The 25,882-nt window shown below is 42.0% G+C and carries 26 protein-coding genes and 3 pseudogenes; 7 read left to right on the plus strand and 22 right to left on the minus strand.

Features of this window, described 5'->3' with window-relative positions; genetic code table 11:
* Positions 1–187: 187 nt before the first annotated feature.
* The gene (locus AC3CHU_RS09110; RefSeq protein ID WP_428785529.1) at positions 188–997 is read right to left on the minus strand and encodes a sulfite exporter TauE/SafE family protein; all 810 of its coding nucleotides are present in this window, start codon (positions 995–997) and stop codon (positions 188–190) included.
* Positions 998–1,340: 343 nt separating this feature from the next.
* Here AC3CHU_RS09110 and AC3CHU_RS09115 point away from each other — a divergent pair, with 343 nt between their 5' ends.
* Together AC3CHU_RS09115 and AC3CHU_RS09120 are read left to right on the plus strand one after the other, a co-directional pair.
* A complete protein-coding gene (locus tag AC3CHU_RS09115; RefSeq protein WP_488524401.1) occupies positions 1,341–2,318 on the plus strand; it encodes a DUF1852 domain-containing protein in 978 nt (325 codons plus the stop codon).
* A 45-nt stretch (positions 2,319–2,363) separates the two neighbouring features.
* Positions 2,364–3,392: a methionine synthase gene (locus AC3CHU_RS09120; RefSeq protein ID WP_050621147.1), complete on the plus strand. Its 1,029-nt coding sequence runs from the start codon at positions 2,364–2,366 to the stop codon at positions 3,390–3,392.
* 123 nt (positions 3,393–3,515) lie between these two features.
* Here the strand turns inward: AC3CHU_RS09120 and AC3CHU_RS09125 are convergent, their stop codons facing one another.
* Positions 3,516–3,953 (minus strand): MarR family winged helix-turn-helix transcriptional regulator, encoded by a 438-nt coding sequence (locus tag AC3CHU_RS09125; protein ID WP_017072718.1) that lies wholly within the window; start codon positions 3,951–3,953, stop codon positions 3,516–3,518.
* A gap of 84 nt (positions 3,954–4,037) precedes the next feature.
* On the opposite strand from AC3CHU_RS09125, the gene AC3CHU_RS09130 reads away from it, so the two are divergent.
* Complete coding sequence (locus tag AC3CHU_RS09130; protein ID WP_488524402.1) at positions 4,038–4,484, plus strand: hypothetical protein; 447 nt, start codon at positions 4,038–4,040, stop codon at positions 4,482–4,484.
* Positions 4,485–4,528: 44 nt separating this feature from the next.
* Here AC3CHU_RS09130 and AC3CHU_RS09135 read toward each other — a convergent pair.
* The 9 genes and pseudogenes from AC3CHU_RS09135 to AC3CHU_RS09175 form a co-directional block, all read right to left on the minus strand.
* Positions 4,529–5,012: pseudogene (locus tag AC3CHU_RS09135) on the minus strand (tetratricopeptide repeat protein).
* 21 nt (positions 5,013–5,033) lie between these two features.
* A complete protein-coding gene (cyaB, locus tag AC3CHU_RS09140; protein ID WP_473575516.1) occupies positions 5,034–5,585 on the minus strand; it encodes a class IV adenylate cyclase in 552 nt (183 codons plus the stop codon).
* 89 nt (positions 5,586–5,674) lie between these two features.
* The gene (locus AC3CHU_RS09145; protein ID WP_473575518.1) at positions 5,675–6,067 is read right to left on the minus strand and encodes a hypothetical protein; all 393 of its coding nucleotides are present in this window, start codon (positions 6,065–6,067) and stop codon (positions 5,675–5,677) included.
* Positions 6,060–6,191 (minus strand): annotated as a pseudogene (locus tag AC3CHU_RS09150) (GNAT family N-acetyltransferase); the annotation flags it as partial. The pseudogene AC3CHU_RS09150 and the gene AC3CHU_RS09145, both read right to left, overlap by 8 nt.
* Before the next feature lie 70 nt (positions 6,192–6,261).
* The gene (locus AC3CHU_RS09155) at positions 6,262–6,846 is read right to left on the minus strand and encodes a DUF1294 domain-containing protein (RefSeq protein ID WP_237290963.1); all 585 of its coding nucleotides are present in this window, start codon (positions 6,844–6,846) and stop codon (positions 6,262–6,264) included.
* Positions 6,847–7,011: 165 nt separating this feature from the next.
* Complete coding sequence (locus AC3CHU_RS09160) at positions 7,012–7,365, minus strand: YkgJ family cysteine cluster protein (protein ID WP_171308714.1); 354 nt, start codon at positions 7,363–7,365, stop codon at positions 7,012–7,014.
* 229 nt (positions 7,366–7,594) lie between these two features.
* Positions 7,595–8,056: an RDD family protein gene (locus tag AC3CHU_RS09165; protein WP_488524403.1), complete on the minus strand. Its 462-nt coding sequence runs from the start codon at positions 8,054–8,056 to the stop codon at positions 7,595–7,597.
* 146 nt (positions 8,057–8,202) lie between these two features.
* Positions 8,203–8,829 carry a LysE family translocator gene (locus tag AC3CHU_RS09170; RefSeq protein ID WP_171316163.1) on the minus strand — a complete coding sequence of 209 codons (627 nt, stop codon included), beginning with the start codon at positions 8,827–8,829 and terminating at the stop codon, positions 8,203–8,205.
* Between the two features lie 334 nt (positions 8,830–9,163).
* Positions 9,164–9,484: an NUDIX hydrolase gene (locus AC3CHU_RS09175; protein WP_488524404.1), complete on the minus strand. Its 321-nt coding sequence runs from the start codon at positions 9,482–9,484 to the stop codon at positions 9,164–9,166.
* A 9-nt stretch (positions 9,485–9,493) separates the two neighbouring features.
* Here AC3CHU_RS09175 and AC3CHU_RS09180 point away from each other — a divergent pair.
* Positions 9,494–9,835 (plus strand): annotated as a pseudogene (locus tag AC3CHU_RS09180) (transposase); the annotation flags it as partial.
* A gap of 115 nt (positions 9,836–9,950) precedes the next feature.
* Here the strand turns inward: AC3CHU_RS09180 and AC3CHU_RS09185 are convergent.
* The 8 genes from AC3CHU_RS09185 to AC3CHU_RS09220 all read right to left on the minus strand — a co-directional run bounded on the left by AC3CHU_RS09185 (position 9,951) and on the right by AC3CHU_RS09220 (position 17,863).
* Positions 9,951–10,424: a response regulator gene (locus tag AC3CHU_RS09185; protein WP_017062404.1), complete on the minus strand. Its 474-nt coding sequence runs from the start codon at positions 10,422–10,424 to the stop codon at positions 9,951–9,953.
* Positions 10,411–11,766: an ATP-binding protein gene (locus tag AC3CHU_RS09190; RefSeq protein WP_488524405.1), complete on the minus strand. Its 1,356-nt coding sequence runs from the start codon at positions 11,764–11,766 to the stop codon at positions 10,411–10,413. Before AC3CHU_RS09190 ends, AC3CHU_RS09185 begins: the two co-directional genes overlap by 14 nt.
* 6 nt (positions 11,767–11,772) lie before the next feature.
* A complete protein-coding gene (locus AC3CHU_RS09195; RefSeq protein ID WP_237290966.1) occupies positions 11,773–13,191 on the minus strand; it encodes an SLC13 family permease in 1,419 nt (472 codons plus the stop codon).
* A 413-nt stretch (positions 13,192–13,604) separates the two neighbouring features.
* Positions 13,605–14,495, minus strand: coding sequence for a hypothetical protein (locus AC3CHU_RS09200; protein ID WP_488524406.1), 891 nt, complete (start codon positions 14,493–14,495; stop codon positions 13,605–13,607).
* A gap of 130 nt (positions 14,496–14,625) precedes the next feature.
* Positions 14,626–15,234, minus strand: coding sequence for a hypothetical protein (locus AC3CHU_RS09205; RefSeq protein WP_229647034.1), 609 nt, complete (start codon positions 15,232–15,234; stop codon positions 14,626–14,628).
* Positions 15,235–15,372: 138 nt separating this feature from the next.
* The gene (locus tag AC3CHU_RS09210) at positions 15,373–16,029 is read right to left on the minus strand and encodes a hypothetical protein (RefSeq protein ID WP_428786526.1); all 657 of its coding nucleotides are present in this window, start codon (positions 16,027–16,029) and stop codon (positions 15,373–15,375) included.
* A gap of 93 nt (positions 16,030–16,122) precedes the next feature.
* On the minus strand, positions 16,123–16,740 hold the full coding sequence (locus tag AC3CHU_RS09215; RefSeq protein ID WP_488524407.1) for an SLATT domain-containing protein: 618 nt from the start codon (positions 16,738–16,740) through the stop codon (positions 16,123–16,125).
* Positions 16,741–16,906: 166 nt separating this feature from the next.
* Positions 16,907–17,863 carry a hypothetical protein gene (locus AC3CHU_RS09220; RefSeq protein WP_065104109.1) on the minus strand — a complete coding sequence of 319 codons (957 nt, stop codon included), beginning with the start codon at positions 17,861–17,863 and terminating at the stop codon, positions 16,907–16,909.
* Between the two features lie 569 nt (positions 17,864–18,432).
* Here AC3CHU_RS09220 and AC3CHU_RS09225 point away from each other — a divergent pair.
* On the plus strand, positions 18,433–20,256 hold the full coding sequence (locus tag AC3CHU_RS09225; protein WP_146456731.1) for a M4 family metallopeptidase: 1,824 nt from the start codon (positions 18,433–18,435) through the stop codon (positions 20,254–20,256).
* A gap of 325 nt (positions 20,257–20,581) precedes the next feature.
* The gene (locus tag AC3CHU_RS09230) at positions 20,582–21,802 is read left to right on the plus strand and encodes a DUF3103 domain-containing protein (RefSeq protein ID WP_146456729.1); all 1,221 of its coding nucleotides are present in this window, start codon (positions 20,582–20,584) and stop codon (positions 21,800–21,802) included.
* A gap of 229 nt (positions 21,803–22,031) precedes the next feature.
* On the opposite strand, the gene AC3CHU_RS09235 is transcribed toward AC3CHU_RS09230, so the two are convergent.
* Complete coding sequence (locus AC3CHU_RS09235) at positions 22,032–22,349, minus strand: Dabb family protein (protein ID WP_146456727.1); 318 nt, start codon at positions 22,347–22,349, stop codon at positions 22,032–22,034.
* 271 nt (positions 22,350–22,620) lie between these two features.
* On the minus strand, positions 22,621–22,860 hold the full coding sequence (locus tag AC3CHU_RS09240; protein ID WP_146456725.1) for a VPA0252 family protein: 240 nt from the start codon (positions 22,858–22,860) through the stop codon (positions 22,621–22,623).
* Between the two features lie 272 nt (positions 22,861–23,132).
* Between AC3CHU_RS09240 and AC3CHU_RS09245 the strand changes: the two genes are divergently transcribed.
* Positions 23,133–24,008 (plus strand): LysR family transcriptional regulator, encoded by an 876-nt coding sequence (locus tag AC3CHU_RS09245; protein ID WP_146456723.1) that lies wholly within the window; start codon positions 23,133–23,135, stop codon positions 24,006–24,008.
* 135 nt (positions 24,009–24,143) lie between these two features.
* Here the strand turns inward: AC3CHU_RS09245 and tnaA are convergent, their stop codons facing one another.
* Positions 24,144–25,613 (minus strand): tryptophanase, encoded by a 1,470-nt coding sequence (gene tnaA / locus AC3CHU_RS09250; RefSeq protein WP_146456721.1) that lies wholly within the window; start codon positions 25,611–25,613, stop codon positions 24,144–24,146.
* Between the last annotated feature and the right edge of the window lie 269 nt (positions 25,614–25,882).

Genomic DNA, 25,882 nt, shown 5'->3' on the forward strand with positions numbered 1-25,882 from the left:
TGTTTGATCAAATTTAAAATATTTATAAAACAGGACAATTCTATTATGAGCCATGATGCATTAAAAGGCGTTAATGCGGCGATTGATAGACTCAGATCGCAATTAGACATTTACATGCATTTTCTCGCACCTAAATGTCTAATTGATAAAGAAACTGAATCAGTACAGGCCAGAGGGCGGTCTTTAATTAACGCGCCACCATGCTTGCCGCGATAACCACCAACAATACTGAAAAGATTTTCTTAATCGTTGGAACCGGTAAATGATTGGTGGCTTTTGCGCCTAAAGGAGCCGTAAACCAAGACGTGCACACAATACCCAGCAGCGCAGGCAGATAAACAAAGCCAGCAAAGCCGTCTGATAGAGCAAAGTGGCTGCTGCCTGAGCTGATGTAACCTATCGAGCCAAACAACGCGATCACAATGCCACAAGCTGAGGCGCAGCCAATAGCCTTTTTCATATCGACAGAGAAGAACGTCAACAGCGGAACCAGTAATGCACCACCACCAATGCCAATCATCGCAGACAAGCCGCCCGTGATCGTTGTCAAGACGGTTAAGATGCCCTTATTTGGCAGTTTTCGTTCCTTAGGTGCATCATTTTTACTGCTTAAGAACATCTTGATCGCAATAAGAACCACACTCATTGCAAACACAATACGAACAACTTTTTCTGGCAATAAAGCCGCCATAAAGCCACTAACTAATGCGCCAAGAGCAACACCGAGCATGATCCAAGGCGCCAAATCCCAAGGCACGTTTCCATTCTTGTGGTGAGCAAGTGCAGAAGAAGTTGAGGTGAACAGTATCGATGCCAACGAGGTAGCGATGGCCGCAACAACCACTTGATCCGCAGGTAGAATCTCTAAGTGAAGTAAAATGCTGCTTAGCACCGGAACAATGATCAGCCCTCCGCCAATCCCCAAAAGCCCGGCAAGAAAACCAACACCACTGCCTAATAATGCACAGTATAAAATCAACAACAGCAATTCACTCATTTCATCCATCTCTTAATTAAATTAATTGTCTTAAATAACACACTATTAATGTGGTTATATTTCCATCAAGCTAATTAATATAACTGACACCGACTTAATTATTCAAACAGAATAGATCATGAATATTCCTCATGTTCAATGTGAAGTAATACCATTGTTAATGGTGAACCTATCAACGTATAAAAACCTTAAGCGATTAACTTTATACGACATTAATTCTACTAAGCATTAATGTCAGACAGCATAGCCTTCGATTCTTAATCCGGTCACAAGCTAAAAATAAAAGCCGTTTTAATACTAAAGACCGAGAGAATCAGAAAACAAATTGGGATACCAAATCAGCATGAATAAAGAATTTAATTTTACGATTAAGAGCATTAGCCTCGACGAAAACTACCAGCCTGCAGACAGCACGCGTATCACAACCAACTTTGCTAACTTGGCTAGAGGCGACAGTCGTCAAGCAAACTTGCGTAATGCACTGCAAATGATCGATAACAGTTTCAACGCGTTAGCACACTGGGACAACCCTAAGGGTGACCGTTACTCTGTTGAGCTTGAAATCATTTCTGTTGATATGGACATTGAAAGCAACGGCGAAGCATTCCCTTCAATTGAAGTGCTGAAAACCAATATTCTAGACCGTAAAACGAACGAGCGCATTGAAGGCATTATCGGAAATAACTTCTCTTCTTATGTTCGAGATTATGACTTTAGCGTACGTCTATTGGATCATAATAAAGGCCAAGATAAATTCAGCATTCCAGAAGATTTTGGTGATTTACACGGCAAGCTATTTAAATATTTCGTTAACTCTGAAGCTTACAAAAAGAACTTTAATAAGCCACCTGTTATTTGCTTAAGTGTGTCAGATAATAAAACCTATTACCGCACTGAAAACCAACACCCAGTATTAGGCTTTGAATACCAGCCCAATGAGTCTTCTTTAACTGAGCAATATTTTAAGAAGATGGGCTTACAGGTTCGTTATTTCATGCCGCCAAACAGTGTTGCACCTTTGGCTTTCTATTTCTTTGGTGATCTACTGAACGATTACTCGAACCTAGAGCTTATCAGCACCATCAGTACCATGGGCACGTTCCAGAAAATCTACCGTCCTGAGATTTACAACGCGAACGCGGTTGCGGGCAACTGTTACCAACCAAACTTGAAAAACTTGGATCACTCGCTAACTCAAATCGTGTACGACCGTGAGGAGCGAAGCCAGTTAGCGGTTGAACAAGGTAAATTCGCAGAAGAGAATTTCATTAAGCCATACCAATCAGTTCTCGATAACTGGTCGGCAAATTACGCACTTTAATCGTCTATTGCGCGCTCAAATCATCCAAGGATAGGCAGTATTATTATGAAAACACTATTACCGACTTCAACAGCGGGCAGTTTGCCGAAACCGTCTTGGCTTGCACAACCAGAGACGCTTTGGTCGCCATGGAAACTTCAAGGCGACGAACTCACAGACGGCAAACAAGATGCGCTGCGTGTCTCCCTGCACGAGCAGCAGCAAGCAGGCATTGATATTGTGAGTGACGGCGAGCAAACACGTCAGCACTTTGTAACGACCTTCATTGAACACTTGAATGGCGTTGATTTTGAAAAGCGTGAAACCGTTAAAATCCGCGACCGTTACGATGCAAGTGTACCGACAGTCGTTGGCCCTGTTTCTCGTCAGAAATCCGTGTTTGTCGAAGATGCTAAGTTCTTACGCCAGCAAACCGACCAACCGATCAAATGGGCTCTGCCGGGGCCTATGACGATGATAGATACGCTTTACGATGCGCATTACCAAAGCCGTGAAAAACTGGCGTGGGAATTTGCGAAGATCCTCAACGAAGAAGCGAAAGAGTTAGAAGCAGCAGGCGTTGATATTATTCAGTTCGATGAACCTGCGTTTAACGTTTTTTTTGATGAAGTGAACGATTGGGGCATTGCTTGTTTGGAAAGAGCCATTGAAGGGCTTAAGTGCGAAACAGCAGTGCATATTTGTTATGGCTACGGCATTAAAGCGAATACGGATTGGAAAAAGACACTAGGCACCGAATGGCGCCAATACGAAGAAGTATTTCCTAAGCTGCAGCAATCGAATATCGATATCATCTCTTTAGAGTGTCACAACTCTCATGTACCCCTTGAGCTACTTGAACTGGTACGAGGTAAGAAAGTGATGGTCGGTGCAATCGATGTGGCAACCGACTCGATTGAAACACCGGAAGAAGTGGCTAGCACTCTTAGAGAAACACTTAAGTACGTTGATGCCGATAAGCTCTACCCTTGCACCAACTGTGGCATGGCTCCCCTGCCTCGCGAAATTGCCTCAGCGAAGCTTAATGCGCTCAGTGCTGGCGCAGAGATCGTTCGTAAAGAGCTTTCAGCGTAACGCTTCCCTAACGAACAAAAACTATGTCCTGAAGCCTAAGTATCACATTGATGCTTAGGCTTCCGTACTCTTCTCAACTGCCATTCTCTATCTATTTATCTATTTATCTATTTATCTATTTATCTATTTATCTAAGAAGGTAGCCATCTTCTTCAGAGTGATTAGCGCCTTATCAAGCTCGTCTCTTTCAATGCCTTCAGCGCCACTTTCAGCCCATACTTCCTGTTTTTTATCTAATAGCGAATACGCTTCCTTGCCCTTTTCAGTCATGTTAACTAACTTTGCTTTTTTGTGATTCGGGTTATCAAGCCAAGTTAGCAGGCCATCTTTCACCATGATGTCGGTAACACGCTGAGTCGCTTGCCTGCTTTGCCCCATAATACGAGCAATTTGAGAAACCGTGACCAAATCATCCGACTTTTCGATCGCACCCATCACCTTCCATCTGGCACTGCTTAACCCTAACTCTTCGGTTAATTTGTCACCCTCAGCATTCAATAGACCACTGACCTTAAAGATCTCAAGTGCGATCTTTGTGAAAACTTCTCCATTCGTATCCATAACACTCACTTTGACAACATACTGTCATTAAATTAAACTTAAACCAAGTTGACAACATGTTACCAAATTAAAGGCGCAAATGATATGAAACCAATAATCCACAGAACAGCAGCATTAATAGCAACACTGTGCGTCGCGACATTCTTTACCAGCACATTGCTTGTAGAACTGTTTGGCACTTTGGAATCAGTGAAGCTAGTCAAGTCGATGATCGTTTTTCCCGGCTTGTTTATTCTTGTCCCAGCCATTGCTATCACAGGTGCGACCGGCGCAGCCATGGCAAAACAACGTAAAGGGAAAATAGTTGAGCGTAAAAGTAAACGCATGCCAATTATCGCGTTCAACGGGATCGTTATTTTGATTCCGGCCGCGTACTTTTTGAATCAATGGGCAAGTTTAGGAGAGTTCGACTCAGTGTTTTATGGCGTTCAGGTTTTAGAACTGATAGCAGGCGCGACCAACCTAACACTGATGTCTTTGAATATTATGGATGGCAAAAAGTTTCGCCCTAAGAAGATAAAACAAGGCTAAGACCATCATGTTTAAGCAAACAGATGAGCTTTATACGCGGCTGTTTACCAGGTTTTATCTAGGTCTTGAGCATATAAAGAGATCGCTCGTTGGTACTCTTTGATCGCTTCACTATTAGTCGTGGAAACCAAAAGCTCAAGTAACAGCGATGTCGCCTCTTTATGGCGACCTAAATTGTACAAGCACATTGCGTAAAAAGGTTTCACTTCTATCGAGTCAGGATACTCAGCCATAGCCTGTTCGAAATAGCTTAAAGCCTCTGCATAAAGGCCAAGGCTTCGATAAGTACTCGGCCAAGCCAAACAGCGCATCAAAACGCTCTACTGAAGAAAGCACACCAGACAGAGACAACACATAGTGCTCTATGGCCTGTTGCTCTTTACCTTGGTTGTCGTAAGACCACGCAATCTGTAAATGTGCTTTCGCTGCATAACTTTTATCGCTTAGCAGCGTCGCCAATAAGTCACGAGACTCTTGATACTTTTCTTCTTTTCGCAATTCGATTGCTTGTTTGATAATCGTATCCATACTTCCCTCTGAAACGCTTTGCTATGCGAGTATTTCTTCAAACATTTGCTTATATGATTTAGTCTGTAACGCAGATCGCCTTAGCCCAAATTGACTCGCCAATAACTCAAGTTCATCTTTATAGGCGGATAGCTTAGACTCATCATTCGTCATGATTGCAAACTCAGCAAAATCACCGATACCCGCAAGAGAATCGACCGTGATATGGAACTCTCCAACAAAGTAAATACTGCGAGTTTTCTGCGCTTTAAGAATCACATCGTATCCCAAGTTCTCTAGCATGCTCTTGGCATTCGTCGCATCGGTTATATTTGTCGCTTCGCATCGATCAGGCTCAGGGCCTTTTACAATCCATAACTTGATGCCCGACGGCTCCATAGTACGAATACACAAGCTTTTGTTCTGAGCCTGTAAGCTTCTATCAGGGCTATCGAAATACCAATCGCATTCTAGGTTGTCTTGCAGCATTATTTCATGAGGAATTAGGTTCAAAGTTTTCAAGAACTCAGACTTAGAGCTAAGTTGATACTTCAGCTCAACCTCATATTTACCTTTGAAATGATCGTTAGTCATAGATTAGCTCGATGCAAAAAAGGCGATACTAGCACACGAACCGCATCCGAAATACAAACTGACACACAACACAAACTAAAGCCGTAAAACTATGTCCGACACGCTAACACACGCTTCCATTCTTCTTGGTTCATAGCACCTTTAGGAAGGTAGATATTGCGTTTTTGCATCGCTCCTTTCGTGTATGAAAGCTTGATAACGGAACCGATACCAAAAGGAAGAATACTGCCCTGTAACTTGATATCGCAAGCGTGACCATCGAAACAAACATGGTTGTTCGATATTTCAAAAGAGCGATTGCGAAACTGCCACCATAGCGTCACGACTTTTAATACCGCAACAGAACTGAGTATCAACCCAATAGTAGGCAGTGATTGAGGGTTACCATCAAATAACCAATAAACAGACAACAATAAGAACGCAGCGAGTGCGAACTCAAACAGTGTATATTTAACAAAATTTAATTGGATACGGTTATCCATGACACCCTCTCAATGATGACCCTAAAAGCAGCTCCATTTCAACGAGCCCTTTAACTTCAGAAACCTTTGTAAAACCTTTTGATTGATAAAGCTTAATGGCGGGGTTCTCACCAAACACTCGTAAATGAACTTATTGCTCACTTACCTAGGTATATCCAACCCTACTAGCTCGCTTGGAAACAGTTAAACACGAGTTAAAGTCTACTCAGAATGCTGTTTATAAAACTGACTTCAGCGCCTGTAAGTAACCATATAAAACCACAAATATTTAGTATGATGGTAACCCATAGAACAAATTTGAAGGGCTGCTTACTCGACTTATGCCGTAACTGGAATTGCGCCAATAACGCACCAGGCCAACCTCCGAATAATGAAAGCAAGTGAAGGGTTTTCTCTGGTGTCCTCCAATTTCCCTTTTGGGCTGCTTGCTTATCCCAAGAAAACATCAGGTAAGTAAATAGACTCAAAACTAAATATGCGGGGATTAGTATCAATAACCCATCAAAAACAACTATCGACGCGCTTGCCGCTACCAAAAAGCTAAAACCAAACAATACTGTAAATGGAAAGCCATTTGCCCCTTCAATCACTACATTTCGGGCATTGAATCGGCCTTTACTATCTTCCTTTACTTCAAAAGTCACGTTGTCATGTAACGCGGGGCGGCGTCTTGAATTCTTAACCGACGATGCATGAATAAATACTTTAAGCTCTCCTCCTAGGGAGGAAATAAAACCGTAACCTTTGTCATCATTCCATTCGATGATTTTACCTTTCATGATCGACCTTCGTATTTAATATCTATCGATTAGCGCTTTATTAAATCGCCGTTAGCAGCACTATTTCCACACAAAGCCACCGTAAGCACGAAACTACAAATGCTATTAAGTGAGCTATCTTTAATGCTTATGTGATTGTGGGTACTCTGTTGGCTATTGAGCCAACTACACTAAAACCTGACGAGTATTCCTGATGAAGTAATGCACCTGACGTTCAATTTTTAAATCGACCATCTCTGTTGGACGACACCCATTTGGACATGCCATACGAGGTGTTGTGCCAAACAATCGGCAGATTAGTGGCCTTTCTTCATACACTTCGCACCCATTAGGCCCTAAATGCACACAGTTATATTCATCTAAGGCAGCTTCATGTTCGGCGTCAGACTTCACTGGTAGCCGCGACATTTCTTCAGAAGAAGTCGTTACTGGCCCACAACAATCATGACAGCCCTTAACGCATTCAAAAACTGGAATACTCTCGCGGAGGTATGTAATTATTTCTCTATTATTGTTCATCAATATCTTCTTCTCATGTAATGCGCGATCATTATAGAGCAATACATAATTCGCTAGAAGTTGAGAACTAACCTAAATCAAAGGCACCGCGGTCTGGCGAAGTCATCAGGACCACTACGTATGCAAATCGTCGGTACGTATGCAGAACGATAGTTATACCAATTACACCAAACCAAGTTGGAACAACAAAACATCATGCATTAACTATCAGTTGGAATTATTCTTAAGCTCACTTTCCAAACTTTACGGGTTCAATGCCCTTATTTGTAGGCCTAACAACGACTGTATTGGCAATTAAATCATGCCAACCTTGTTTCTTTGCGCTAAACGCAATCCAAACAAAGCCAAAACACAGTGGAAGAATACTTACGTAATACGCAAGGTACCTTAAAATTGATTTGCCCGTAGAAAGTGCCTCTCCGGTCTCCGCATTCACAACTTGAAGCTTCAAAGCAATTTTGCCTGGAGTGCCCGATCGATAAACCCAGAATATAACCGTTGCGATAAAAGGGAACACCCAATTTAACAACACATCCCAGCCGCCTAAGATGAACTCATCTGAATCAAAGTAGTAATCACCATATACCCAATACAATAAAGGCATAGTCACCAGCAAGAACAGGAAGGTATCAATCAACGCAGCTCCTAATCGCACCCAAAAGCCTGCATACCCTAATTGCTCATTGTCCATAAAATATCCTATCTGTTTTGTTTAAATCACATTGCAGCCGAGCGCTCTGTTGAATTGTGATTACGACTACCAACTAAAACGATTGGCACCCAAAGTAAAAATGCCAAACGTTGTGAATCTTACCAAATCAATGCCTAGCGCACAGATTATCGCTGCTTCATAAACGCCACAGCTAACCCAGAAGATACAAATGTAATACCTGCACCAATATTCAACCCTGATACTAACTTAGGCTTATTCCTGAACCACTCTGATAATTGAGACGAGAAAACACCCATTAAGCTAAAGCCAACTGCCGTTAATAAAGCAAACCAAACGCCATAACCGATCATTTGAGTTGTCACTGACCCTAAACTTGGGTTTACAAATTGAGGTACAAAAGCAAGAACAAACATACCTGGCTTTGGATTAAGCGCGGCAGATAGAAAACCCGTAGAAAAGATAACTTTTAGAGGCTGTTTTTTCGCTGGTTCTAATGTGAACAAATTTCTCGTACGAAGCACTCTCACACCCAACCAAATTAGGTAAGCTGCGCCAACGAGTTTAACAACGTAAAACGCTACTTCAGAAGTTTGAATGAGAAGGGTAAGCCCAAAGGTCGCGGCAACGACATGAAATAGAATCCCCACCCCAGAAGACATACCTGACATTATTGCTGCCAATCGGCCTTGGCTTAAACCTCGACCTATAGCAAGCAAATTATCCGGCCCCGGCGAGATAACTAACAGTAAACAAGCCAGCGTGTAAGTAACAAATATATCTAATGGAAACATAAAACCTCCTTGTAGTATGGCTCTTAGTGCTAACGTCACGTTAGTGAGAGACACATCCACATCAACTGTTTCATCGTACACACAAAAATCGACTGAGACGTGAGCCCGTATTACGCAAGCACGACGAGTTAGCCTATTATGAATCCAGCCTCACTTCAAAACATATATATCGGCGTTAATGTGGTAAGTCCCAGTTAGATATTCACATCCGTCCACCAGACTTATTTTCACTCAATAGAACAAGTACAAACTGCGAATCGCTCGCGTTAACCGAAGGTCGCTTGTCATGTTTCTTCCGTGAAACTAACGATGAATAAAGATGGTGGTGATGTGACTAGCGTATTTGAGAAGCAAACCGGCTCAAATGGTGCTCTATAAACTCGATATCTGCGCGATAAAAATCATCAAGAGAAATAGCTGAGGGCTCTAGCCAATAGAAAATTTGCTGTCTTTCTGCTTCGACCATTTTAGGCTCATCATTCTGATCCGTATTCAAAACCACATAATGAATCTCACCACCGACGTTATTCAGAGCTTGATGAGTGCCGAGCAGTTGTAAATCTTCAAGATCCGTTTCTTCCCACAATTCTCTAATTGCGGTTTGGCTACCCGACTCACCGGAATCAACTGAACCTCCAGGGAATTCAAAAACCATACCTTGACCATGCCTAAACCTCATAACAAAACGACCAACTGGAAGCAATACAACCAATCACTCATTAACCGCGGATCTCTGACCGTTTGGATTGGTGAAGAGGCGATAAGCGGGTGGGCGAAAAGCAAACATAATAAGCACGGGAGGCCACGTCGGTTCAGTGATTTAGCTATCACGACTGCGTTCATGGCGAAGCGAGTTTTTTCTATACCACTGAGAGCGCTGCAAGGATTTATCGACTCGATATTTAGACTTGCCAATGTTCCATTAAGTTGTCCACATTACACCAGCATCAGTCGCAGAACCAAGCAGGTTGAGGTCTCATTTAAGACTAAAATGAGAGGAGCAATATATGCACCGAATAATTACATCTTTCAAAGACAAAATCCTTCAGAAAGCGTCCTTCGGTGCATATAATTTCAAGCGACTTACATTAGTGACTAATGTAAGTCGCTAACATAAGAGACTAACGCAAGCGTCTCAACACAACCTGCTGGTCGAGCTCATTCTGATAGTCCGTGTAATCAAGCCCTTGATCAAATATGTACTCAGTGACAAGAGTACGAATGCACTCAACTAATGTGCTTGCTTGCCAAGGCTTTTCAAAGTAACGGTCGATGCCTGCTGCATTAATCGCATTGATGGTATCGGTATGAGTGGCCTGCCCCGTAAGCAAAATTTTCTTTGTATTCGGAAAGCGGCTGTCATGGAACACTTCAGTGAGTAACTCCACACCCGTTTTCCCTGGCATCACATGATCAGACACGATGACGGTAATGTGTTCGCCTTCTGCGTCAAGTTCATCAATGAGATCAAGCACTTCTTGCGCTGATTCACAATCTTCAATATTCAGCCAACTCGCCAGCGGCTCTAAATCTTGTACCACTGCGCTCAGTACTTCTCTCTGGTCATCGACACAGATTAAATTAAGCTTCTCCATGTTCACCCTCTACTGGTAACTTGATTCTAAATACAGTTTTAGAAGCATCACTTTTCACAATGATACTTCCGCCATAACCCGCCACAATCCGCTTAACGATTGATAAACCCAAGCCCAATCCAAACGATAAACCACCTTTTTTCGTGGTGAAGTTGGGCTGAAATACCTTTCTACGAGTCCCCTCGTCTATCTCGGGGCCGTTATTCGCGATCGTAACTAATATTCTTTTCTTACTTAATCTGGTTTGAATTTCTATTGCAGCATCGTCTGAATTCGACATTGCATCACAAGCATTCTTTACAATGTTGACCCAAATCTGAACGAGCTCTGTTTTCGAGCCTTTAAAAGTCGGCAAATCTGCTGGGCTCAATCGCACAGACACTCTACGTAACTCACTTTGTAACAACGATAAGGCATGGTTAATGGAGTCGTTAATATCAACCGCCTCTTCGGTGTCAATATCAATTCTGCCAAGTTGTTTAACCGATTTTACGATGCCAACAGTGTGTCTAGATGCCAAACGTAAATCATGTAAATCACAGCCCATCTGCCAAAAGCGAATCGCTTCTTCTGGGTTTTTCAGCCAATGTTTTGAAATAACGTCTGTTGCAGATAAAGCGTCAATTGGAATCGCCTTTGCAAGAGAGCGTGCAATGTTTTTGTCTAAACCATATTTTCTTTCAAATTGTCGCCCACGTGTTCGTGCTTCTGACGACGACGTTTTCTGACCATGCATTAACCCAAAATCGAAAAATTGACTGGCTTCTGGATGCACTTCTTCAAGTAGCTCCATGATGACCGTTTCAAGTCGACCAGATTTACTATTTACTACACCAATAGCGTTGTTAAGCTCATGGGCAATCCCTGCAGCCAATTGACCCAAGGTCGTCATTTGCTCAGCAGTATGTAACTTCTCTAGCGCTTTTTGTTTCGCTATCGCTTCTTGTGTTGCTCGGCGTTGACGACGCGACAACTCATTGACAATCACAGGTGTAAACTGTGCGGTAAGAGGGCCAAATTTACGTTCATCTTCTGCCGGCGTATCTTTATCGATCCACGCTAACTCAACATCGGTTTTGGCAACAACCGTTGAAGATGCTGTCCAATTACCTGAAAAGAAGCTATGAACACCTATAAAAGCCCCACTACCCGCGCTAAACACTCGCACTTGCGGTGTATTCGCTTCGGAATAAAACCCTTCCAGTTCTCCACTAAACACATAATACAAACGAGTGTTTAACGCTGATTGTTCAATAATGGTGTTACCGGCACGGCACGTCACCCGACGTTCTGTCTGATTAAAATAACGATCGATAAGTGCTTCTAGCTTTTGTTGATACACGTATCGTTATCCTATGTGACCAATTGAATGTAGCACCCACACCATAACAAAACTCAGTAGCACACCAACCACACCCAAAATAATACCGATTCTGGCCATTTGATTACTTTGCACATGACCAGTGGCATGAGCCAACGCATTCGGTGGCGTACTGATTGGCAGCGACATACCTAATGAAGCGGCAAAAGTCACAACCAGAATTAACGTTAACTCACCGCCTAGTGGCGTGAGTGAAGCCATAGACGAACCTAATGCAGCCATAATTGGCATTAACAAGTTAGCCGTTGCGGTATGAGACATAAAGTTTGCCATTACCAAACACAAGAACGCCGCTCCGAACAACACCACATATGGTGAGTAAGCATCAAACGGAATGCTGTGTACCACGAGCCTTGCTAAGCCAGTTTTATCGAGAGCTAAACCAAGCGCAATACCACCTGATACAAGCCACAATACGTCCCAAGAAATCTTTTTTAGGTCTTCTTTATTGATGATCCCTGTGAGTGAGAACACAGCGACAGGAATCAGAGCGACGGTATAAGAGTTCATGCCATGGCTTGAGCCCATTAACCAAAGAATGATGGTCAGCGCAAAAGTGACGTATACCGCAATGGCTTTGGGCGTTTTAAGGAATTTACCTTTGATGCTTAGCTCGATTTTCTTTTGGTCAGCTTTGTACATAAAGCCTATTAAAAACCACGCTAACGCCATCATAATAACGACAAACGGCACACCAAATGCCATCCATTCACCGAACGTAATGAGGTTATCGCCAACTAAATATTTAAGTGCGATAGCGTTCGGGGGGGTACCGATCGGGGTACCAATGCCACCGATATTCGCGGCAACAGGGATACAAAGCGCAAACGCTATACGACCGGGGTCTTTCGGGCCAAACACAGCCAGTACCGGCGTTAAAATAGATAGCATCATTGCCGTTGTTGCCGTGTTAGACATAAACATCGAAAAGATACCAGTGATCAGCATTAAGCCGAGCATCACAAACTTTGGGTCTTGTCCAAATGGCTTCAATAATACACGGGCTAAGTTTACGTCTAATCGATACTTAGTGGCGGCCATCGCTAAGAAAAAACCGCCCAAAAACAGCATGATGATTGGGCTGGCGAATGTCGCCATGATGTCGCTGTATTTTAACAACTCACCAAAATGTTCCTGCCCATGCTCAAACCTTAAAAAGATCAGCCCTTTATCCGACAACATCAACAATTGCAGAACGATAACAACAACAGACGTCGCGTAGATCGGGATAGGCTCGAACACCCAGCACAATGCCGCTAATAAAAAGATCGCGATAACGCGTTGTTGAATAATCGTAAGGCCTTCAAATGGAAACGCTGATAGCGGCATTACGAGGATAATGAAAGGAATTAAAATAGGGATAATGTATTTAATATAGGGGCGCATAGCACAAAAACTCTTCCTGAGATAACAACTACTTAGAAATTAGATTTAAAGTTCTAATTTAGATCCGACAACGAATTATCGACCTCTTATCACTATCTCACTATCGGCTAGATCAATGATTACGTAATCGCGATATCCCCTTTTTCGTTTCTGTGCGCTACCTCTACGTTTGTGTGTCATTTACTGTTGCAATTAAATTCCGAGAAACAAAAAGCAAACGTTCGCTTTGGCGTGGGAGATCCGTAATATGTGAGCCAAATTTGGCACCTGACTGGCTTTCAGAAATAAAGAACATAGCTGCATTATCGAGTAGCGCTTTTTTCAATTTGAGATCTGATTCGCGTGTAAGTTGTATTTCTGCGCTAACTAGACTGATAACGTTGCATAAGTTAAATGCAACGTCCTAATTAAACTCACTTTTCTAACAGACGACACTGATACTCGGCAATGTGCTTTAGCTCCGATGTATGTGCAGGGAATTGTTCGTGAAGAAAGCACAATGCATCCGCTAGCGTTATTTGGTGTAGATTCGATGTATAACCAAAAACCAATCGGTGGATATTGTCATAGAGCTCATTTGAATTATCTGAGCTTTGACACTGCGCTAAGATAGCTTGATCAATCTCATCGTCAGGATCTTCCAATGGGCTATTGGCCTGTCGATAAAGATTAGAAAGCATCGAGTCATATTGCTCTTTCGACAGATCTTCCTTACAACGCAATATCCACGTAAGCGTAATTAGGTTGTGTCCAAAGAAACCAAACTGTTTGCAGCATGCTTGTAATACCTTGTCGAGCTCTACGACTTCACTTGTGTCAGCGCTTCGGTCGCCGTCAGAACGGGTCGATGTGACAAATTCAGTGAAGCGGTTAAGGAATGCTGGAACTTGAGACGGCTCTAAACCACTGTAAACACGGTTCAGCGCCAATAGGATAGTCACATTGTGGGAAAGGTATTCGCTTGTTTGAGAAGCCTGTGAAACGTAATGCGAGAAGATATCTTGAAAGCCCTTATTCTCATGCCACTGCGTTAAAGCAGCATACGCCGCTGGGTATACCCCGTTATCCAATATCCTTTGAATACGAAAATCTGAGAACTTGGGCGCTTTTAGCGTTGTAGAGTACTCACCTAAAACTTCAATCTCAGTTTGGTCTATCAGCTCACTCGTTTTAAGCCACACATTGTCTGTTTTAGCGAAATACCCATTCAGATAATTCGCAGCCAAATAAGCTTTTAGAGAATGAGGTTGGTGGATACTGGCACTGCTATAAAGCGCCTTTTCCAATAGTTGGTCGCTTGTCATGTTTCCTCCTTGAAACTGATGATGAATAGAGGTGCAAGCAGCGCTATCATCTATGCAAGAATACTCTATTAATCGAGAAACACTGATTTAAATGGATAGTACTAAGCGTTGGATCTTAGTACTGAACAGTTTATTTTCCGTATTCTTGAGCTTTTAATGAATCGAACATTCTCTTTCGAGATTCTAACCGTTCAACCTCTCTTTCTCCGATCTCCTTTAGCGCCAGTAGGAACGCCTGTTTATCTCCCCACTCTTCTATTCTCCGTTTAGGCAAGTTACCTAAAAGCCGAAGTTGCTCAGACATTTGAATAGCCAACATACCTAAAGAAGCATACTTCGTCTTTCTGGCTTCAAAATACTCTTCATAATCAGGAGGTGTCGCCACGTACTCACTGGTTGCAGAGATATATACATTAGCTTCGTTGATTAACTGAGGGAGGCTTAACAAGCTGTAGAGTAAATCTTGAGGGAGTATTTTCCAGTCAACCTCTAACTCTAGCGGTTCGAACGTCGGAATTAGGGAATTTGAACGCATTAAACCTTGCTGATCTTCATAGCCTTCATCAGTGACAACTTCTCGACAACCAATAATAAAACGCTCAAGACTACTAGTAACGATAATAGCTAGATAGTGCGTCTCTGCGGCTTTAGACTTTCTTGCTGCAAGTGATTCCTTTACGAGGGTTAATGAGAAACCAACTAGACCACCCAATACCACAACAATTAGCTTATCTAACAAGATCTACCTCCAATTTCATGAAACACATAACGTCCTAAATAGGTGCAACCAATGCAATAGAAACACACCACGTTCAATATTAAACGAAGACCAAACATTACAAATCCAAGCGTTGCAAAATCTTACTTGAAGCGCTTGTTAGCTAACCTCGTAAAATTCACCTACATATCCTACAAATTCTCCTAAGTTGAGATCTAAAATCCCCCAATCACGTTCGTCTACAGGAATTTCGTATAATGATGCTATCTGACGTAATGAGTTAGTCATACTCAGCCAAAGCATTGCATGGCGATGGGAAATTTGAAAAGCTACAGGCACGAGTTGCTCAAAAGTTGGAACAACTTCATGAACTGATTGAACAAGCATATTTGCTTTTGCTGCATCCAAACGTTCATAACTCGAATCAGATTTAAACTTATCGATTACTTTTAGATGCTCACCAATCGGCTTGCAATGAACGATGTGCTTACTCCAATGGTACATAATACCTAGATCTCGCCTGTCATGAAAAAATGCTTCAAATACAAATGAAACTGCCTGCCCCAGTTCATTTTTTAAGCTTTGCTTTTCTCGACGCTCCGGAATGACTACGACTATGATGTAGAACATCACACTGACTATGTAACCTACACTTAGGTTAAAAATTATCGAGTTACCGTTTGCAAATTGATAGAAAGCTGGAGCTAGTGTCGTATCTTTAATTAAGGAAATTACACTTTCATCAGAGGATTTAAAGAGCAATAATGTCGATAAAACCAACAGCATCCAAATTAATGTTCTTTCTATGTACTTCAAATTTGCCTCTTGCTATCTAAAACCGAAATAAGCGGTGAATGGACGCATGCTATATTTATCCCTAAAAGAGTCGACACGAACTTAATTGCTTTATTAGGTAGCTAGTATCGTATTTAGATAAGTATTCCAACATGACCATGCTAACAAGCTAATGGAAGAAAGAATTATTAGCAGATAACCAAGATACTGAGTCACTACTAACTTAGTAAAATGGTACTTATGCTCAACGCCCGCCGTAGCTGAAACATAGTAGTCGATCTGACCATGAACTAAGTTTCTATCAAGTATGCCCGAATAAAGTTTAGAGTTAGTTTCATACAATTCCTGCTGTTCTTCAGTTTCTTCCGAGGTTGCGCAATCTTTGTCTTTTAGGTGACGGAAGGATATACGTAACTCGTTAATTTCCATAGCTTGTCTACGAAAGTTATCCGATCTGAGCGAGAAGTCACTTTTCTGGACAACTACCGAAATCACCATAGCAAAAACTGAAAGTGTTGTTATTGCAAAGTCCAAGAAACGCTCATACTCAATAATAAAATGATTATCTGCGTATAACTGAGTAATTAAAGATATCACTATCAAGCTAAATGCTAATGTAGTGAGTGACCACAAAGACAAAGTATTATGAGTATCGAGCCTACGCGCAGCTTGAAAACAACTTTCTTTAGTAATACCGGTTCTTCTGTACAAGTTTTGAACTTGTGATTTCATAATTTTCCTTTAATTTTCATATTATTCTAATGAAGACAGTTAACGCCCATTTTAACTACAACCAACGCAGTATAGAGCTAAAAGAAAACGCCATAGCACTGAACTGACTGAAAACGAAAGTGCCACGCGTTGGTTGTCAGCTTGAAGTGCTTGTTAGAGGCTTTATTTAGCTTGCGAACAGATCTCCTTGCGCTTTTTGTAAAGTCCTTTTGTGCCTATAAGCTAACCCTTGAGAGGTTTGGTTGATTTCCCGCCCATTAATATTGTCGAGCACAGTCTCTACTGAATACCCAGTTGTTACTATTTCACCAACTTCGTCCAATTTACTATGAATGTTCAAAGCACACTTTATAGATGAACCATGTTGGAAACTAATTCGCTCATCATGTACGTCTTGTTTGAAAATTTGGTCTTTCATTGAAAAGCTAATGGCTTCACCATCAAAAATACCTTTCCATTTATAATTACCTCGCTTCAGGACAGGCGAAACAATTTCAATGATAGCCTCTTCAACTGTTTCAACTGGTAATACATTTGAGCTTAATATGAAGCGTTTGAAGTTGCCGCGAGCAATTTCAAACTCTGGATTCATCTCCTGCCCATTAGGTAATAAACTATTAACACCTAATTTAGTAACTTTGTTATAAGTACTTAAGTGTTTAAATAAATTGGAACGTCGAGTGATAACCTTATAGTTTTCATTTACTACTTCAGCGACCTCTGCAACTGTTTCAGTCTGAACACTATCAGTCTTGATCTCAGCCCTAAGCTTCTGAACCCTTAACTTGCGCTCTTCGATACTTAAGCGCAAATCTTCTTTTTGTAGCCTCTCTAATTCGGAGTCGGATTTAGGGAGTAATGGGACAGCGATAGCTGCAACACCGACAATGACAGAAAGTACTCCAGCATTAGCATTAGTTAATTTCCATATATCACGCAGTCCGCCTTCTCTATGTGCTTCACATTCAATGAGGATTTTTTCATCTAGTGTTTTAGCAATTTCCGTAAGTATTGCTATGATTTCAGCTTCACAACGATTACGAACTAAAGCATCCATGGTGTGTGAATCATCACCAAAGTAATAGTGCATTTGAAACTTGTTCGCGAAAAGCGATTTCTTCATATTCTGCATCCCAAAAGTCCCTAACTTCCTATGCCGTATATATTAATCGACTTACTTTATTTATAACAACGACTTATCACTCTTGATTTGTGATTGAACAAGGAAATGTAAGGATTTTTCTATCTAAAAAAACTAAATGAAGAAAACTTGATAACTTATCTGGAGAGTATTGTTAAAACAAGATTGCTATTGACAATAAAGACAATATCATCACTTCCAAAAATAGGCTTATTTACTCATTTGTAGTTAAGGTAAAAACAAAGAAATATCGAAATTAACTTAGAGAAATTCATTCTATAAATTAAAACAAAGCGGATTTTAATAACTCCCGCCCTATCATCGAGTTACGACAAATAATAAAATTTAATTTTATAAAAACAATTTGATCAATAAGAACTTTTGTAAACTTTGAATTACATACTCTAAAAATAAATCTCCCTGATAAACTTGTCATAATTTCAAATGCTCTTCCAATCTTGATTCGCAACACATGGCATTAGCGTGTTGCATATAGACTTCCTATAAAGCCGTTGGGAAGAAGGAGTTTATATTAAAATCAGGAACGAGAAATGAACCAACAACGTCAACTAAGCTGGAAAATAGCAGCTATTCTAGGTACATCTTTTGGCTTTAATGCACACGCTGCAGAAATGGTCAGAGTCGATAATGATGCATTACTACAACAAAGCCTCGTCGCGCAGTCGAAGAGTGTTGCCCCACTTGAATTGGGTTTTTCTGAAGTAAAACGGGTGGTACTGCCCAATGGAAAAACCAAAGTCCGCTATCAACAAACTCACTTAGGTTTACCCGTCTTTGATACTTCGGTCGTGGCCACCCTTTCCAAGAACCAACCCACTCAAGTGTTCGGTTCCATGGCACAGGGGATCAGTGGTGACCTATCCAGCATCGCACCGAAGTTGAATCAGGAACAAGCTATAGAAGCCGCACTGTCCGCTCATCGCACGTTTACCGTCGGCAAAAAGTCCATTGAAAATAAAAACGCGAAACTGATGGTGAGATTGGATGAGAACCAAGTCGCCCAAGTGGTGTATCTGGTCGATTTCTTTATCGCGTCCTCAATGCCAGAGCGCCCTTTCTACTTTATTGATGCCACGACTGGCGATGTACTCCAAAAATGGAATGGACTAAACCACGCTAAAGCATTAGGTACTGGCCCAGGTGGCAACCTCAAAACCACTCGATATGAATATGGCAGCGACTTCCCTAGCTTTCCCATCGACAAAACAGGCACGACTTGTACGTTAGAAAATGATTCAGTTAAGACCGTCGATTTGAGGAACGGAACCTCCGGCAGCGCAGCCTACAGTTACAACTGTGCCGACGGCACCAACTACACCGATCATAAATACATTAACGGGGCTTATTCGCCTCTTAACGATGCGCACTATTTTGGTAATGTCGTATTCGATATGTACAAAGAGTGGATGAACACATCGCCTTTGACTTTCCAGCTGACGATGCGTGTTCATTACGGTACCGATTATGAAAATGCTTTCTGGAATGGTACATCAATGACTTTTGGAGATGGAAAAAATACCTTTTACCCATTGGTCGATATCAACGTGAGTGCTCACGAAGTCAGCCACGGCTTCACTGAGCAAAACTCCGGCCTTGTGTACCAAAACATGTCAGGCGGTATCAATGAAGCGTTCTCCGATATTGCGGGTGAAGCCGCTGAATACTACTTACGTGGCAATGTGGATTGGGTGGTCGGTAGCGATATCTTCAAATCTGAAGGTGGTTTGCGTTACTTCGATCAACCTTCAAAAGATGGTCGATCGATTGACCATGCCTCTCAATACTACGATGGTTTGAACGTTCACTTATCTAGCGGTGTTTACAACCGTGCCTTTTACCTTTTAGCGAACAAATCGGGTTGGAATGTACGTAAGGGCTTTGAAATATTCACGGTCGCAAACCAATTGTATTGGACGGCAAACAGTACCTTTGACGCTGGTGCTTGTGGCGTAGCGAAAGCCGCAGCAGACATGGGTTATGTGGTTGCTGATGTTGAAGATGCTTTTAACACGGTAGGCGTTAATGCAAGTTGTGGTGGAACGCCTCCAACTGGCAATGTATTAACGAAAGGCACACCGATTGCGAACCTAAGCGGGAATCAATCTTCAGAGAGCTTCTACACGTTCACCGTTGATTCGGCATCAAACGTGACGGTTTCAATGTCTGGCGGCTCAGGTGATGCTGACCTTTATGTGAAATCGGGAAGCAAGCCAACCACATCAAGTTACGACTGTCGCCCTTATCGTGCTGGAAACAACGAACAGTGCAGTGTGAGCGCGCTACCGGGCGTAACCTATCATGTGTTACTGCGCGGATACTCGAACTACTCAGGGCTAACATTACGTTTAGATTGAGTTAGAGCGAGCCTCTTAAACAGGTTATAAAACGAAGAACTAGCGGTTAACCGCGAAATAAAAACCTACTCACTTTGAGTAGGTTTTTTCGTGAAACACCAGTGTAGTTAATAATATTGTAAATTATTTACTGATACGTTTATTAATTTATAAATATCAAGGTTACTTAGGCGTTGTTTTATAAAAACAGTTTAAATTGAGATCCTGTGCTGCACAACGAAACAAAAATAACTGACTAACTTTTGAACACATTCACGTTACTGATAGGTTAATCCTTATAGGGCAAATGCTCTATTAATGATAAAAACTAAAATAAGGATTATTTATGAGACCATCTTTTCCTATCAGTATGGTGCTTGCAACGACAGTGGTTGGCTTCCAGTCCTATGCAAACAATATCGACACAGTAAACTCACGCTCTCTTTCGGAGAACGCCTCAGCACAAAAGCAATCTTTGGCTTTACAAATCAGCGAGCGTTATTCCGATCTTGAGCTTTCCCTAAAGGCTCAAATCTCAGAAAAGAACTTGTCCACGCCTGTCGATAAATTGAGCTCTACTCAGCCCTACTCTGCATTTTCAAGCAGGATGCAGAAAGCGGACCTTGGTTATCGCAAGATGAAAGGGATCAACGAATTCAGCGACTCTGTGTTAGAAATTCGCATGGCTGATGAAGCGATGATTGAAGCCTGGAAAAACGGCGAAAGCCCATTATTTGCGTTTGAACCATCAGGTGATGATTCGAATTGGCAATACATTGAAGCGTATGACGTGTACGGACAGGTTCATGAACTCGATGTGTACCAAATGCCAGACGTCCCAGTATTTGTCGTCGATAGCAACGGTGCTGAAGAGCTCAAAGCAGGCTTAATGGCAATGCAGGCTGAAATGCAGAAGCTGGGTACAACAACACAAATTAATTCAGGCTCCAAAAACACAAGCAGCAACAATGAAAGCCGTAGCACTAAGACACAAACATTTATTGGTAAGGCTACGCGCTCCATGGCTATGTCAGAACCTGAGCCGTTGAATACCACTCAGTTGAAAAAGATCCGTTTGGCTGTAGACCAAGAACCGTGGATCTCTGGCAAAGCTGAAATCTACGCCATTGTGACAGGTGTAGATTCAAGCCGCTTAGAGCCACAAATAGATCTAGTAGAAATGCCTTATCTGGATTATGACAAGCAGACTTATTATCCAAATCAAACGGTCATTTTCTGGCCTCGCTACCGCTGGGGAGCTGCGGATATGATCTTAATGGAGCACGATGATGGAACAGACTATAAAGCGCTAGCAAAACTCTTAGTTCAAGCCGCAGAAGAGATACTGAAGATGATTCCTGATCCTGAAGTTCAGGGTTATGCGATCATCCCTCAGATTACTGGCAAGATTATCGATGTGATACCTGATGGTGTATTAGTGAATGATGATGACTTTGTGGACGTGTACTACACCTTAATGCAAAACACCTCTTATGTTGATCACCCAGGTGCCGGCGGAAATGCAGTAGCTTCGTTCGCCCCGGTGACTATCTCTCCTACAGAGTAGTTGGTACTTTCTTGATTAGGGCTTTCTCGGTTAGGGCTCTGCCACACAAGCCCTAACGCTTCGTTATTCGAGATGACTCAGCGTATATACCTTGTGTAAATAAACTTTAGGTATATACGCTTTTATCGCTTTTGGCTTTTAGCTTTGGCTTTAGGCTTTGGCTTTAGGCTTTAGGCTTTGGCTTTAGGCTTTAGGCTTTAGGCTTTGGGGAGCATGCAGAGAGGACCAATTACAGGGAGTAATCAAACACGATGATGTCATCTAACAAAGGACGAAATACATCTTTCAGCGCATCATGCTCTGGGTGCGGAAGATAGTTTTGACGCCCCGCTTCATCTGCGAACGTCATTAAAACGGAATGGGTATAACCTTGGTTCTTATTCTCTGGGCTGTCATTTAACCCCCACTCCACTGAAGTCACACCTTCAACCTTGTTTGGCATCGCTTCAAACAGCATCTTTAGTTTTTGAACCTCTGAAGCCTCTGCGTTTTCTTTAAACTTAATCAGTAGAATATGACGAATCATTCCCGTTTCTTTTTGAGTCATTCCTTGTCCTTTTCGAATCGTTCGCTTACTGGCTTGTAATGCTTAACCAACACCTTATTGCGAGTTAGAGTTAGAGTTAGAGTTAGAGTTAGAGTTAGAGTTAGAGTTAGAGTTAGAGTTAGAGTTAGAGTTAGAGAACAAAATGCCACACGTTACACAACATGCCAAGGCTAGATCACTAGGGTTTATAAAACACTCCAAATCCCAAAACAAAAAATGCTGCACCCGAGGGCGCAGCATTTCTTATGACAATGATCGTAAGGTTAATACATTAATCTCGACGGCCATTCAACTGAATCGCTTGGTCTTGATCAACGTTCTTTTGGAATTTTATTCCACCATTAGCCGCTTCATTTCTTCCTTCAAGAGTAAGGTCAGACTCGACACGCTCTGCGTTTACCTGATTACCCTCGCTTCTTGTCATATCGATGGTTCCTGTATAAGTTCCATCAGCAGCAAAAGCAGTATTCATTGAGATAGCCATCAAGCCTAGTGCGATTAACTTTTTCATACATCACCTCTTATGATTTTTTAATATTATATTTGTTTGGTTGTTGTGTTTCTTTGTTGAAATAACTTTAACAACCGAATATCTGCTTTTCGAGGAAAACCAATATTTACTAAATGGAAACTCGTTGATAAATCAAAGAAATAGTTCACATCTTGACGTTGTGCTGTCTTAAAAACTGGCAGTGATGATTATGATATTAGAGTCAGATGATCTTTAGGCTTTCACTGCGCCAAAGATTAGCATCGTTATCATCTAAGCAATTCGGAGTGCTTGTGGACATCAATCTCGATATTCAGAATATCTTGGTCATCAAACGTATGTATGAGCTTCGTAATGTTGGCTTAGTTGCAGAATCGCTAGGAAAAACCCCAGGGGCGATCAGTAAGAACCTTTCGAAATTAAGAGTACAACTGGACGACCCACTGTTCATTCAAACCAAGCATGGGTTCGAACCAACGACATTTATTGAAAACAATATTGATAATTTTGAGCAGATACTAAGCAGTGTCGAGGCGATAAAGCATCAAGAGTTCTGCCCTGTATCTTATCAGGGGGATGTGAAAATCTACGCCAATACACTTTTTTGGGAGCGCTTTGGTTCTAAGCTTTATCTCACTCTGAGTAAAGGAGCCCCGCATGTTCGCTTCTCACTGGAGAGATGGAGCACTAATGTAAAAAACAGAATCATCGAGGGTGAAGACGCAATAGCCGTTCACTACTTTGATGAAAGCCTGCCGCAGTCCATTTCACAGAAAGAGATTGGAAAAGGAAAAGTCGTATTCTTTGTGAGAGAAGATCATAAAGCACAAAGCTTTAAATCGCTCGTCAACTATCCAATCATCTTATTTAAAACCCCGGGCTGGAATGACAATAAATACCCTATTCTCGATCGCCTTCGAAATATCGGATTTCATATCGATCCAAAAGTGGAAGCCGATCACCCCGCAATGATCCACGATATTGTGCTGAAGTCCGATTATTTTGGAATCACCCTAGATGGCAGTGTGCCAGAAGGGTGTCGCAGCATTGATTTACCAGAAAAGCTCACGATTGATGTGAGTTATGTGATGAGTTGCCGTCGTTCTCAGAAAGATGCTCCATTGAATCAATGGCTTTTTGATACGCTGAGCTCAGTATTAAAACAATAGTAATCCTACGGTTTTAGTTCTGCTTGCTCAAAAAAAGCAAAGGCTCCAATAGGAGCCTTTGTGTTAATGACTGTTTAGCTTTCACTGAAAAATCAGTTCGAAAATTCAACAGACCTTAATGTATTTCCTTGTACTTTAAGCTTCTTCTAGCTCTGGTTTACTCTTCTTTATAGGTTGTTTGATACTGGTTTCTACCTCTTTCAAGCGCGCTGTAAAGTGTCTTAACACAGGCGGTTCATAGGTAAAGTCGAGCCCTTTTACTTTCCCAGCATTCTCTTTTACTTTCTCAAATGCTTCGATAATGAAATCCATGTGTGTTTGTGTATAGGTAGCGCGAGGAATGGTAAGGCGCAATAACTCCGCAGGGCATGGGTGCTGTTCACCTGTTGCGGGGTCGCGGCCTTGCAGCAATGAACCAATCTCAACCGCTCTGATACCCGCTACTTTATAGAGTTCGCACGCCAAAGCATGTGCTGGGAACTGACCAGCCGGAATATGAGGAAGCAGTTTACCCGCATCCACAAACGCAGCATGTCCGCCGGCTTGCTGACACACGATACCCATTGCTTCTAATCCATCAACGAGATATTGAACCTGGCCAATGCGGTACTCCAACCAATCTTGACGCATGCCGTCATACAGGCCAACCGCAAGACGCTCCATCGCGCCACCTTCTAAGCCACCATAGGTTGGGAAGCCCTCTTGAACTACACACAGTGTTCGACACTCTGTGTACACATCCATGAAAGAATCGTCTTTGAAGCACAACAAGCCACCCATTTGCACCATCGCATCTTTCTTTGCAGACATCGCTAAACCATCCGCGTATTTGTAAGACTCACGCGTGATTTGCTCGATTGTCCAATCTTGATAACCCGCTTCGCGCTGTTGAATGAAAAAGGCATTTTCAGCGTAGCGTGCAGAATCCATAATCACTGGAATATCGTACTTCTGAGCCACGTCATACACAGCTTTCAAGTTCGCGATTGATACCGGCTGTCCACCAGCCGAGTTACAGGTAATGGTACTCACGATATAAGGAACGTTGACAGCGCCCGCTTCTAAGATCGCTTCTTCCAGTTTCACAACGTCGAAGTTGCCTTTGAAGTCGGCATTCACTGAAGTATCGAACGCTTCTTTGGTGTAGACGTTTTTCGCTACACAACAGTTCACTTGAGTGTGGCCTTGCGTGGTATCGAAGAAGTAGTTCGACAAAGCGACCATTTTACTGCGATCCAATCCCTTTTCCATTTCACGCTTCTTGATAAGAACAGGAATGTAGATCTGCTCGGCGCCGCGCCCTTGGTGTGTTGGAATCGTCAACTCGTAACCGAAGATATCCTTAACCGCATTCGACAATGCATAGTAACTGCGGCTACCACTGTAAGCTTCATCCCCCATTAACATCGCTGCTTGCATACGCTGAGTAATAGAACCTGTACCACTGTCGGTCAGTAAATCGATAAACACATCATCACTATCCAGTAAGAATGGGTTCATGCCCGCGTCAACAATGGCTTGCTCACGATATGCAGAGGTTGTTCTTTTTACTGGCTCTACAACGCGAATACGAAACGGTTCTGGTAGATGCTTGAAGTTTTCCATAATAGTACCTTTCAACAAATTCAGCCTAAACGGGAAAAGCCAAATTCATTATTTTTAAATGTCACGAGTCATCACCATTAATTTAATTTCACGCACGATCACTCTCGTGATAATTACGATGAAAAATTAATAGCTAGAAATAATTTATTAATCAATAACGTATTGATTAGGATCCAATTAATAATAACGAATAGATAAGAACTTCATGCACAACAACACAAATAGCGGCCGCATGGGTTACGAAGTTTCTTAAAGATAAAATTAACAGG

Source organism: Vibrio sp. QJM3NY_39 (assembly GCF_057785895.1).